Annotated in this window: 9 protein-coding genes; 4 read left to right on the top strand and 5 right to left on the bottom strand. The window is 62.0% G+C overall.

All coding sequences use genetic code 11. The features are described 5' to 3' along the window. The first annotated feature begins 140 nt into the window (after window positions 1-140). Window positions 141-824, top strand: coding sequence for a response regulator (locus tag IFT99_RS17105; RefSeq protein WP_192133772.1), 684 nt, complete (start codon window positions 141-143; stop codon window positions 822-824). Next, window positions 821-2155 (top strand): ATP-binding protein, encoded by a 1335-nt coding sequence (locus tag IFT99_RS17100; RefSeq protein WP_192133770.1) that lies wholly within the window; start codon window positions 821-823, stop codon window positions 2153-2155. Before IFT99_RS17105 ends, IFT99_RS17100 begins: the two co-directional genes overlap by 4 nt. Before the next feature lie 71 nt (window positions 2156-2226). On the opposite strand, the gene IFT99_RS17095 is transcribed toward IFT99_RS17100, so the two are convergent. Further along, on the bottom strand, window positions 2227-2676 hold the full coding sequence (locus IFT99_RS17095; RefSeq protein WP_192133768.1) for an SgcJ/EcaC family oxidoreductase: 450 nt from the start codon (window positions 2674-2676) through the stop codon (window positions 2227-2229). A 357-nt stretch (window positions 2677-3033) separates the two neighbouring features. On the opposite strand from IFT99_RS17095, the gene IFT99_RS17090 reads away from it, so the two are divergent. Both IFT99_RS17090 and IFT99_RS17085 read left to right on the top strand, forming a co-directional pair. Then, entirely contained in the window at window positions 3034-4311 is a 1278-nt protein-coding gene (locus IFT99_RS17090) for a serine/threonine transporter (protein WP_192133766.1), read from the top strand. Between the two features lie 433 nt (window positions 4312-4744). Further along, window positions 4745-5527: a DeoR/GlpR family DNA-binding transcription regulator gene (locus tag IFT99_RS17085; RefSeq protein WP_192133764.1), complete on the top strand. Its 783-nt coding sequence runs from the start codon at window positions 4745-4747 to the stop codon at window positions 5525-5527. Here IFT99_RS17085 and IFT99_RS17080 read toward each other — a convergent pair. The 4 genes from IFT99_RS17080 to IFT99_RS17065 form a co-directional block, all read right to left on the bottom strand. Further along, complete coding sequence (locus IFT99_RS17080) at window positions 5505-7016, bottom strand: sensor domain-containing diguanylate cyclase (protein WP_192133762.1); 1512 nt, start codon at window positions 7014-7016, stop codon at window positions 5505-5507. The genes IFT99_RS17085 and IFT99_RS17080 overlap by 23 nt on opposite strands. Before the next feature lie 359 nt (window positions 7017-7375). Next, a complete protein-coding gene (locus IFT99_RS17075) occupies window positions 7376-8701 on the bottom strand; it encodes an MFS transporter (protein WP_192133760.1) in 1326 nt (441 codons plus the stop codon). Between the two features lie 246 nt (window positions 8702-8947). Then, window positions 8948-10501 (bottom strand): UxaA family hydrolase, encoded by a 1554-nt coding sequence (locus tag IFT99_RS17070; protein ID WP_192133758.1) that lies wholly within the window; start codon window positions 10499-10501, stop codon window positions 8948-8950. A 238-nt stretch (window positions 10502-10739) separates the two neighbouring features. Next, complete coding sequence (locus IFT99_RS17065; RefSeq protein ID WP_192133756.1) at window positions 10740-11642, bottom strand: LysR family transcriptional regulator; 903 nt, start codon at window positions 11640-11642, stop codon at window positions 10740-10742. Between the last annotated feature and the right edge of the window lie 15 nt (window positions 11643-11657).

Raw genomic sequence — 11657 nt, 5'->3', positions numbered from 1 at the left:
TCCTTATGAATGGGGCGCAGCCTGCGCAGTGGCGATTAACAGTCGATTAACGCTGTGCGGCGCGTCGTGTCTGCGGCGGCTCGTGCATAATCCGCCGTTAATCCCTCTGCGCTTCAATCGCCTTTTTTTCCGGGCCGACCATGCACGTACTGCTTTGTGAAGACGACGACCTGATTGCCAGCGGCATCGTCGCAGGCCTCGATGCCCAGGGCCTGACAGTGGACCGCGTGGCCACGGCCTCATCGGCGCGGGCGATGCTGTCGGCCGCACATTTCGACGTGGTGATCCTCGACCTCGGCCTGCCCGATGAAGATGGCCTGAAGCTGTTGCGCCAGATTCGCCAGCAGGGCGTGGAAATCCCGGTGCTGATTCTTACCGCTCGCGATACCGTCACCGACCGTGTCGACGGCTTGCAGGCCGGCGCGGACGATTACCTGCTCAAGCCCTTCGACCTGCGTGAACTCAGCGCGCGCCTGCACACCCTGGTGCGACGCATGGCCGGGCGCAGCGTCAACGTGATCGAACATGGCGTGCTCAGCTATGACCCGAGCAGCCGGGAAACCCGCCTTGCCGGTCAGCCGGTCGATCTGTCCCGCCGGGAACAGGCCCTGCTGCAAGCGTTGCTCAACAACAGCGGTCGCGTGCTTTCGGGCGAACAGTTGAAGGACTGCGTGTACGGCTTCGGCGACGAAGTGGAGAGCAACGCCCTCAATGTTCATATCCATCACCTGCGGCGCAAGCTGGGCGGCCGCATTATCGAAACCGTCCGCGGGCTCGGTTATCGCCTCGGCCCGGCCGGCCATGATTCGGAGCCCACGCCATGATGAGCCTGCGCACGCGGCTAAGTCTGATTCTGGGCTCGGCGTTCATTCTGATCTGGGTGCTGGCGGCGGCGTGGATGCTGCGCGACTTGCGCACGCAGATGATGCAGTCCCTCGATCAGCGCCTTGAGGCCTCGGCGCGCATGGTCGCCGGGCTGCTCGAGCAGATGCAGATGCCCACCGGCAGCGACACCCGCTCGCTGCGGGCCGACGATCCGGCGTTGCCCAACGGCATGGCGTGTCAGTTGAGCTCCCTGCGCGGGCAGGTGCTGGCGCGCACCGACAGCTCGCCGAGCGAACCGCTGAAGGCCGACGCCAGCGGCTTCCATGACCAGATGATCAACGGCGACCATTGGCGCGTGTACACGATGATGCATGGCAATGTACGGGTGAGCACCGCCGACCGGCAGATCGAGCGCGACGTGCTGGGGCACTCGGTGCTGCTGGCGGCGTCTGTGCCGGTGCTCGTCGCGCTGTTCGGCAGCCTGGCGCTGGTCTGGTTCGGCATCGGCCGGGGGCTGGCGCCGCTCAACCGCATGCGCGATGCCTTGAATCGGCACAGCGCGGACTCGGTCGAGCCGCTGGACGTGCCCAACCTTCCCAGCGAGTTGCAGCCGCTGCTGGTCAGCCAGAACCAGCTGTTTCAGCGCATTGCCCAGACCCTTGAGCGCGAGCGTCGGCTGACCGGCGATGCCGCCCATGAACTGCGCAGCCCGCTTACTGCCATCAAAACCCATCTGCAAGTGGCGCGCATGACCGAGGGCGAAAAACGCGATAAAGCGCTGGCCCATGCGGAGGAGGGCGCCGATCGCATGCACCGCACCCTTGAACAGCTGCTGCTGTTGGCGCGGGTCGAGGGCAGCCTGTCGTTCGATGACGGTGTGCAGTGCGACGCCGAACAGGTCGCTCGGCTGGCCATTCACGACGCCAGTCACGGCGACGAGCAGCGCATCGACCTGATACTGCCGTCGCAGTTGTCCAGCGCCGCCGTACAGATGCCGGCGGCGCTGGCGGTGGCCGCGCTGCGCAATCTGCTGGACAACGCGCTGCGCCACAGCCAGGCCGCGGCGCAGGTGGAACTGAGTGTTGAAACCTTCGACGGGCAGGCGCATTTCCGCGTTCGCGACCATGGACCGGGGATTCCCGAACCGGACCTGGACAAGCTCACCCAGCGCTTCTGGCGCAACGGCAAAAGCCCCGGCGCTGGCCTGGGCCTGGCGATTGTTCAGGCCATCGTTCAACGCTGTGCGTGTTCGCTGCGCTTTGACAGCCGTCAGGACGGTTTGCGGGTGGAGCTGAGCATGCCGTTGCGGCGCGACGTCGCAGGTGAGTGAGGTGTGGGAAGGGTCTGAAATGTGAGTCGGCCTGGCGTTGGACGTCAGGCCGGCTGTTTACTGAATGTGCGTTACTCGGGCATGGCTGAGGAATGGTGGGATGTAATCAGCCACTGGTTATCCACGTGTGCATAAGTGAAGGTGTAACGCGCTTTGACGCTTGAGTGGTCGTTAAAACGAAAAGTGTAAAGGCCTGTGTCGATTGCGGTATTGCAACTTGTCATCACAGTGCTGCTGTCGACAGTGCCCACCGGTTTGTTTTCAAGGAAGTGATTGAAGTAATCAAGTTTGCCCGCAAGGTCTGTTCTGGGCTGGTTGGAGAGGGTGGGCAGCAGCACGGCATCGGCGGTGTAGTTCGCCGCCACCTTGCTCGAATCGCCGGTTTTCAGGGCGTTATTCCAGCGGTCGAACAGCATTGCGGCCTGCTGCTTGTCAAGTGTTGCGCATTGATCGGAGGTAGTGTTTGCACTGGCGAACGAGCTGGCAGTGAGTAATGTGATAACAGCGAAAGTCTTGAACATGAGTTGCCTTCCATGGGCGGTTGAATGTAGATCGAGAGCCTAGTGCAGGAGGAAGTAAACGTGTACTGCCGTGGATTTACAATTCGTTTCGCGAACTAATTTTTGCATATCCGGCGTGGGAAGTTTCCGCTTTGATAAGTAAGAAGAGTTACTTATTTGCGCCGGAAGTTAAGCCGGTTTGAAACTTTCATCCTCCGGTTCCGCACGCTTTTGGTCCGACAAGCCTTTGATTCTGCTCTCCAATCCCGGACAATCGCGCCCCTTTCCCTGTAGAGAACCGGTCAGGGGCGCCGACTGCCACGTTTTTCGACGCGCTTTTGACCATGTAGCTATCACCGGCAACGGAGAATCGACCGGATGAATGATCAGGCCAACAGCGTCGAACACACCGTCGACGCCGCCCCCGCGAGCGTAACGACCTGGAACCGCAACGACACCACCTGGATGCTCGGGCTGTTCGGCACCGCCATCGGCGCAGGCACGTTGTTTCTGCCGATCAACGCAGGTATCGGCGGGTTCTGGCCGCTGGTGATTCTGGCCGTGCTGGCCTTTCCGATGACTTTCTACGCGCACCGCGGGCTGACCCGTTTCGTGCTGTCGGGGCGCGATGGCGCGGACATCACCGAAGTGGTCGAGCAGCATTTCGGCAGGAAAGCCGGTGCCTTGATCACGCTGCTGTATTTCTTCGCCGTGTTTCCGATCCTGCTGATCTACAGCGTGGCGCTGACCAACACCGTGGGCAGTTTCATGGAGCACCAACTCCATGTGCAGCCGCCGCCCCGGGCGCTGCTGGCGTTTGTGCTGATCCTTGGCTTGCTGGCGGTGGTGCGTTGCGGTGAGCAGATCATCGTCAAGGCCATGAGCCTGATGGTGTACCCGTTTATCGTGGCTTTGCTGTTCCTCGCGGTGTTTCTGATTCCGCACTGGAACGGCGGCATTCTGACCACGGCCAGCAGCTTTCCGGCACCCTCGTCGCTGCTGCACACCCTGTGGCTGGCGATTCCGGTGATGGTCTTCTCGTTCAACCATTCGCCCATCATCTCGGCATTTGCCGTCGACCAGAAGCGTCAATACGGCGAGCAGGCCGAACCGCGCAGCTCGCAAATCCTGGCCCGCGCCCACCTGCTGATGGTGGTCATGGTGCTGTTCTTCGTCTTCAGCTGCGTGCTGACCCTGGCGCCTGAGCAACTGGCGGAAGCCAAGGCGCAGAACCTGTCGATCCTGTCTTATCTGGCCAACCACTTCAGCAACCCGACCATCGCGTTTGCCGCGCCGCTGATTGCTTTCGTCGCGATCACCAAGTCGTTTCTGGGCCACTACATCGGCGCCAGTGAAGGCCTCAAAGGTCTGGTAATGAAGACCGGCCGCCGTCCTTCACCACGCCTGCTCGATCGCCTGACCGCAGGCTTCATGCTGGTGGTCTGCTGGCTGGTGGCGACGCTCAACCCAAGCATTCTGGGGATGATCGAAACCCTCGGCGGCCCGGTCATTGCCGCACTGCTGTTCCTCATGCCGATGTACGCCGTGCGCAAAGTGCCGGCCATGCGCCGGTATGCGGGCAAACTGTCGAACATGTTTGTGGTGGTGATCGGGCTGATCTCGATTTCGGCATTGGTTTATTCGTTGTTGCAGTGACGCTTTAAGTGGGGCGGTGGGCAGATCGTCCATCTTCCTGAAGTTGCACTGCGGGTAGCCAACATCGATCGTGTGGGCGTGACCGGGATGGCGCGTCCCATGGCTCAAGGACACGGCATTTCATCGCTGAAAATCCGGCGAATGTACCGGCATCTTCGCGAGCAAGCTCGCTCCCGCACGGTGTTCTGTTTTCTTGGAAATTGGCGCAAGTTGAGAGACTGGACGCGCCGGCCGTTCATCCAGGCAACCGCGATGTCCGACGGCGAGCACTGGCCATGTGGCAGTGAGCTTGCTCACTAAGGCGGTGGTCTGGCCGCAGTTAGATCCACTGCCCAGCTGGGTCTTCTCAAATCGCCGCCACATTGACTTTGCCAATGGCGTCGCCGCATGATCCTGCTCGTTTCTGATCGATTCAGCCCTTTACCGAGGCCTCATGTCTGCCAATCCTGAAGCATTTCCCGGCGAGCGTCAGCGTTTGATCTCCGAGCGTCTGGCCGTGCACGGTCGGGTGATCGCCGCGGACCTGGCGGCCGAATTCAATGTGTCCGAGCATTCCATTCGTCGTGATCTGGGCGCGCTGGCGGCTGCCGGATTGTGCAAACGCGTGTACGGCGGGGCGATTTCGTTGGCGTCGGACGGGCCGCTGGCCATGCGTGTCGAGCATGAGCCCGGGCGCAAGCGTCAGTTGGGTATCGCGGCGGCGGGATTGATCAGCGCCGGGCAGCACGTGTTTATCGACGGCGGCTCGACCAATCTGGCCATCGCCAAAGCCCTTGATCCTCACATGCCGTTGACCGTCACCACGAACGCGCCGCTGATCGCCGTCGAGCTGATGAAGCTGCCGTCGGTGGAGGTGATTCTGCTGGGCGGGCGCTTGAGTCCCGTCGCCGGTAGCACCTACGGCTTCACCACCATTCAGCAACTGGCCCACTTCAATTTCGATCTGTGCTTTCTCGGCGCCTGTGCGCTGGATGCGCTGAAAGGCGTGACCGCGTTCGACATGGACGTCGCCGAGTTCAAGCGCGCCGTGGTGGCGCGCAGCGGTCAGGTGGCGGTGGCGGTCATTAACGAGAAGCTCTCCAGCATTGCGCATTACCAGGTCGCGCAGTGTGAGGAGGTGGGCGCGCTGGTGGTTGAATACGACGCGCCGGCCGACCGTCTGGAGCTGTTTCGCGGCAAGGTCGCGCAGATGGTTACGGCGCGGGCAGCGCACTGAGCAGCTTCGTCTCCTGCCAGGCCACAGTGCGATTGCGACCTTGGTGTTTGGCGGCGTACAGCGCCGCATCCGCCCGTTTGACGAAGTCTTCCAGGGTCTCGCATTCCTGCGCTTTACAGCCATACACCCCCAGACTGATGCTAACGATGCCGATCGGGTTGCCGTGGTGTTCAAGGGCTCGAGTGAGTACGGCCAGCCGGATTTTCTCCGCCAGGCTCACCGCGCCCTGCATATCGCTGTAGGGCAGGAAAACGGCCATTTCTTCCCCGCCGTAACGCACCGCCAGGTCGCCGGTGCGATTGATGTTGCTGCGAATGCACTCGGCCACGGCAACGATGCATTTGTCGCCCGCGACGTGCCCGTAGTTGTCGTTGTAGCTCTTGAAAAAATCGATGTCGATCATGATCAGGCTCAGCGGATGCAAGTTCGGCTGCCCGTTGAGAAACTCCAGACCGAGAATCTCCTGAAAATGCCGACGATTGGCCAGGCCGGTCAGGCTGTCCTGCAGCGCGAGCTTTTCCAGCGAGTGGCTGGCAATGCGCAGCTGTGATTCGGCGTTGAGGCCGAAACGGATCTGCTGGAACAGCAACACGCCAAACAGCAGGTTGGCGACCACCACGCAGATGATGATCGCCAGCGAGCGCCAGGCGTATTGCCGCCACTCGTCGAGCACCTCGCGCTGGGACAGACCGGCGAGCACCACCATCGGGTAGCGGTCCAGTTTCTTGTAGCCGTACAGGCGCTGTTCGTGGTCGAGCATCGAGACGACGTTCGCCGTGCCTTCGTAGTGTTCGCGGACGTAAAGGCGGAACAATTCGCCGTCGCCAATGGAGGTACCGCGCACGTTTTGAATGAGCGGACGTCGTGCCAACACGGTCCCGTCGGCCATGGTCAGTGTGATGACGCCATGCTTGCCGATGTCGAAGCGCTCGAAGAACCGTTCGAAGTAATTCAGTTCGACGGTGGCCAGCACCACACCGGCGAAGTTGCCCATCTCATCGTCCACCCGTCGCGACACCGGGATGATCCAGTCACCCGTGGTGCGGCTCTGGATGGCGGGACCGACGTGGGGCAGGTTGCTGGCGATGGATTGATGGAACCGAAAATACTCACGGTCCGCATTGTTTGCGCTGGCCGGCATGTGGTTGAGGGAGGTGGCCGCCCAGTTGCCGTCCTTGTCGTAGATGAACAGGCCCTGGAGCTGTTCGACGCTGGCGGCAGTGGCGCGCAGATAATCGTGCATCCGCGAACCGCTGGCGGCGCCGAAACCGTCGAATGAAAGCCGCTCGACCACCGCGGACACGGCGATGTGCGCTTGATCGAAGGCGTCATCGGCGTGCTGCGCCATCGAGCGCGAAAGGTTGGCGACGTTGGTGTTGGCGATTTCCAGCTCGTGAATGCGCGTCTGGCGCAATTGCCAGACGGTGATGCTCGTGATGGAGATGCACACCAACAAGGTAAACAGCCCCGCCAGCCACAATACGGGCATGCGTTTGAGTCGTCGGTTTCTGACGCCGAACTCCGATCCTTCTACCTGTCTCAAACCCCACCCTCGCTGACTGTCACGATTTCAGACCCGCCACTGTGACGAACAATCCACTCGTTCGGACACGCAGCATCGCAACAGCGACCCGTCTGAATCACAGCGTAGGACAAGTGCGGGATTTTGAAGGGAAATTTATGGCGTATAAATCATCTGCGGGAGATGCGCTGCGGTGTGGGCGTGACGTGGTTATAGAGCGGTGTGCGAGTTTGGCTGATGTTGACACCGGCGTTGCGTTCGGCGGGCTACTGCAGCATTCCTAGGACCGAGTGCGAGGTCCCGGGAATCCGCTGGAGGAGCACCGATCAAACCCGACGCCCTTGCACCTCATCCAGATTCGCCTGCCAGTCCTTCTGCGCCGTGTTGGTGTGTTCGGGTATCGGCGCCTTGAGCAGCACAAAGTAGGCGACCGCCGAGAGCAACGCCACGATGGCGCTGACCGCAAAGGCCGTGGCGAAGGTGCCGGAATATTGCACGCTGAACCCGGTGACGATCGGCGCGATGGAGCCTGCGATGTAGCCGCCGAAATTCTGGATCGACCCCAGAGACGCCACGCGTTTGGTGTCGACCACGGTATTGACCACCATCCACGCCGTGGCGCTGGACAGGTTGATGCCGAACAGCGCCAGGCAGAGCAGGGCGACGCAACCGCTCAGGCCGGTAACGAAGGTCAATGGCAGGGTGAAGACCGCAGCGAACACCAGCCCGCCGATCACTGTGTATTTGCGGCTGTTGAGCACACCGACGCCGCGCTTGACCAGCCGATCGCAGATGCGTCCGGCGGCGATGGTGCCAATCGCGCCGAATACATAGGCGAACGACACGACCCAGGCGGTTTGATAGGGGTCGAGGCCGTGTTCTCTCTGGAAGTAGCCGGGCAGCCAGGTCAGGTGCAACCAGAGCATGTAGATGACGCCCATGAAACCGAGGAACGTGCCCCAGGTGCTGCGGTGCTTGAACAGGTCCAGCCAGCCGGCGAAGAACGAAGCCTTTGGCGCAGCATCGGCCTGAACCACCTGAACGGCGGGTTCACGGCCCTCAACCGCCAGCGCCTTCAGGTACTGTGCGCGGCTTTTGTAGAACACCAGCCAGCACAGCGACAGGACGATGCCGAGCACACCGGTGATGATGAACATCCCGCGCCAGCTGAAGTTGACCATGAACAGCGTCAGCAGCGGCGGCGCCAGGCACGGCCCGATGCAGGTCGCCGACCAGACGATGCCTGTCGGGGTGCCGCGCTCGTGCTCCTCGAACCACTCGTTGAGGGTTTTGGCGGCTGACGGAAACATCGGTGCTTCGCCGATCCCCAGCAGTACGCGCAGGGCGAAGAAGCCGCTGAAGCTGTTGACGAAGCCCGACGCCGTCTGCGCGAGGGACCACACCATCAGCGCGCCGCCCAAGGCGATCTTGCTGCCGAGCTTGTCGATGAGCATGCCCATCGGCAACTGCGCAAAGGCATAAGCCAGCGAGAACGCCGACAACAGAATGCCCATTTCGGAGGGGCTGATGAGCATGTCTTTCTGAATCGTCGTGTTGGCGATGGACAGCGCGCTGCGGTCCAGATAATTGACGATCCCGAACAGCATCAGGAAGACGATGGTGATCGTCTGGTAGGTCTTTAGGGATTTCATTGCGCACCTTTTTTATTGTTGTAAGGGCTTGAAAAGCTTCCCGGCTAAAGCCGGTCCTACCAGGAAAACGCGGTGCAGCAGGCGACGCATTTCCCCTGTGGGACCGGCTTCAGCCGGGAAGGGTCCGGTTTGGGCACCATCCATGTTGCGGTGTGACGCTGGAAAAGCTTCCCGGCTAAAGCCGGTCCCACTGAAACCCAGACAGCTTCCCGGCTGAAGCCGGTCCTACCAAGGCAGCCTGTCCTGTCAGGTCACCGCACCGATGTGCCACGGCACAAATTCGTTTTGCCCATAACCGTGTTGTTCGCTTTTGCTGCGGGCGCCGGAGGCAATGTCCAGCATCATCTGGAACACGTACGCGCCGCGTTCTTCGATTGTCGTCGTGCCGTCGGCGATGCCCCCACAATTCACGTCCATGTCTTCCTGCTGAAATTCGAACACGCGGTTATTCGTCGCCAGCTTGATCGACGGCGTCGGCGCGCAACCGTAGGCGGAACCGCGACCGGTAGTGAATGCAATCAGGTTGGCGCCGCCGGCCACTTGCCCCGTGGCAGAGACCGGGTCGTAGCCCGGTGTGTCCATGAACACCAGGCCTTGGGCGCGAACGGCTTCAGCGTATTCATACACGCCCATCAGGTTGGTGGAGCCGGCCTTGGCCACCGCGCCCAGGGACTTCTCCAGAATGGTCGTCAGCCCGCCGGCCTTGTTCCCGGCGGACGGGTTGTTGTTCAGCTCGGCGTTCATGCGCTGGCAGTAGTCTTCCCACCAGTGAATGCGCTGAACGAGCTTTTCGCCGATCGCCTGAGTCGCCGCCCGCCGCGTCAGCAAATGCTCGGCGCCGTAAATCTCCGGGGTCTCCGACAGAATCGCCGTGCCGCCCGCCGCCACCAGCCGATCCACCGCATTGCCAAGCGCCGGGTTGGCGGTGATGCCGGAATAGCCGTCGGAGCCGCCGCATTGCAGGCCGACGATCAGGTGCCGGGCACTGACGGTCTCGCGGGTGACCCGGTTAGCCTGGGGCAGCAGCGATTGCACCTGGACGATGCCGCTGGCGATGGTCTTCGACGTGCCGCCGGTGCCCTGAATGGTGAAGGCGCGCAGTTGGTCACTGGCTTTCAGGCCCTGGCTGTCGAGCATGTCCTGAATCTGGTTGGTCTCGCAGCCCAGGCCCACCACCAGCACCGCCGCAAAGTTCGGGTGCACGGCGTAGCCCGCGAGGGTCCGGCGCAGCAGGTCGATGGCCTCGCCCTTGGAATCGATGGCGCAGCCCGAACCGTGGGTCAGCGCGACCACGCCGTCGATGTTTGGGTAGTCCGCGAGGGCTTCCGGGAAAATATCGCGACGAAAGCGGTCGGCGATGGCCCGTGCCACGGTGGCCGAGCAGTTCACCGAGGTGAGAATGCCAATGTAATTGCGCGTCGCGACACGGCCGTCGGCGCGCACGATGCCCTGAAAGAACGCTTCGGTTTTCGGCGTTTCGTGGGCATCGACGCCAAAGGCGTAGTCACGGGAGAAGTCGCCCATCTCGACGTTGTGCACATGCACATGCTGCCCGGCTTCGATGGGCTGTGAAGCGAAGCCGATGATCTGGCCGTAACGCCGCAGCGGCTGACCCTGCTCGACCCGAACCGCCGCGACCTTGTGCCCGGAAGGAATCGGCTGCGAGACGGTGACGTTTTCTTCGTCCAGGTGCGTGCCTTCGTTGAGCGCCTGGCGAGCGATCAGCACGTTATCGAGGGGATTCAGGCGGATGAACAGCGCGCTGCTGTCGAATGCAGGCGTTTTGGCGATGAGTTCCATGCGGCCTCTCATGACGGTGGCGGCCTGCATCAGCGGGGCGAGACGACGGCTTGCGTCGGGGTCGGCCCCGTGGCTGGCCGGTTATTGTTATTCACGACCTCTCTAGCAGCCGCCCCGTAAGTGCGGACGTTGCTGGCCGATTTTCAGCCACTCTATGAAGCCGGTGGGTAATTTCCCAATGAAAGGTTTCGATTGAGCGATAACGCGGGGTTATCGATTCGTCCGACCCTCTTCGACTTTAGAAACGTGAGCTCAGGAAAGCGAGCAGTGCCTTCACCGCTGCCGACATCGGCCTGGCCTTCGACGTCATCAGGCCAAGATTGGCCATGCTCAACGGCAACTCCACCGGCAGAATGGCGACCATGCCGTAGCGGGCGTAGTGCCGGGCGACGTCATTGGGTACCACGGCGATCATGTCCGAGGATTCCAGCATCGAGGTGGTCGCCAGAATCGAACGGGTTTCGATGATGTCCAGGGGCTCAATCAATTGCGCTGCCTGCAATGCGTTCTCAACCTGGCGCCGCATGGGGCTGCCGATGGGGTGAAGGATCCAGGTCAGCGGCGCCAGCTCCGCCAGGGTCAGGTTGCTGTGGTTCACCAGAGGGTGCTGCGGCCGGGCGATGATGCGCATGCATTCGCCTTGTTCGAACAGCTGAATATCGAGGCTCTGGCCGTCGAGCTGATCGGGCAGCCGGCCCAGCACCACATCGAAATCGCCGCGAATCAGTGCCGGTATCAATTCATCGCTGGTGCCGACTTCCAGGGCGATGCGCACTTTCGGGTGCGCGGCCTTGAACGCCAGCACGCCGCGGGTCAGCAGCGTCGGCACCGGGCCCATCACCGTGCCGATGCGCACCATCCCCGTGGACCCGCGTGCCAGCTCGGCCAGCTGCGCTTCGGCGTATTCGAACTCATGCAGCGCGCCCTGGGCGTAGCGAATCATCACCTCGCCGGACAGCGTCGGCTGCATGCCGCGCGGCAAGCGCTCGAACAGTTGCACGCCAAGGCGCTCTTCCAGCTGTTGCAACAAGAGGCTGGCGGCGGGCTGGGTGGTGTGAATGGCGGCGGCAGCTTTGCGCAGATTGCCCAGTTCGCCCAACGCGTAGAGCAACGCGATCTGCCGGCTGGAGATTTTCAGCATCGGGAAAGGGCCAGG

It is taken from the genome of Pseudomonas sp. CFBP 8772 (genome assembly GCF_014841665.1).
Taxonomy (GTDB): Bacteria; Pseudomonadota; Gammaproteobacteria; order Pseudomonadales; family Pseudomonadaceae; genus Aquipseudomonas; species Aquipseudomonas graminis_B.
The sequence above is the reverse complement of the archived record's forward strand: the minus strand, read 5'-3'. Positions and strand labels throughout refer to the sequence as shown.

What these genes read in the sequence shown, in the direction of transcription:
- IFT99_RS17100 (WP_192133770.1), top strand. Translation starts at nt 821, where the DNA reads ATGATGAGCCTGCGCACGCGGCTAAGTCTGATTCTGGGCTCGGCGTTC.
- IFT99_RS17105 (WP_192133772.1), top strand. Translation starts at nt 141, where the DNA reads ATGCACGTACTGCTTTGTGAAGACGACGACCTGATTGCCAGCGGCATC.
- IFT99_RS17065 (WP_192133756.1), bottom strand. Translation starts at nt 11,642, where the DNA reads ATGCTGAAAATCTCCAGCCGGCAGATCGCGTTGCTCTACGCGTTGGGC.
- IFT99_RS17080 (WP_192133762.1), bottom strand. Translation starts at nt 7,016, where the DNA reads ATGCCCGTATTGTGGCTGGCGGGGCTGTTTACCTTGTTGGTGTGCATC.
- IFT99_RS17075 (WP_192133760.1), bottom strand. Translation starts at nt 8,701, where the DNA reads ATGAAATCCCTAAAGACCTACCAGACGATCACCATCGTCTTCCTGATG.
- IFT99_RS17085 (WP_192133764.1), top strand. Translation starts at nt 4,745, where the DNA reads ATGTCTGCCAATCCTGAAGCATTTCCCGGCGAGCGTCAGCGTTTGATC.
- IFT99_RS17070 (WP_192133758.1), bottom strand. Translation starts at nt 10,501, where the DNA reads ATGGAACTCATCGCCAAAACGCCTGCATTCGACAGCAGCGCGCTGTTC.
- IFT99_RS17090 (WP_192133766.1), top strand. Translation starts at nt 3,034, where the DNA reads ATGAATGATCAGGCCAACAGCGTCGAACACACCGTCGACGCCGCCCCC.
- IFT99_RS17095 (WP_192133768.1), bottom strand. Translation starts at nt 2,676, where the DNA reads ATGTTCAAGACTTTCGCTGTTATCACATTACTCACTGCCAGCTCGTTC.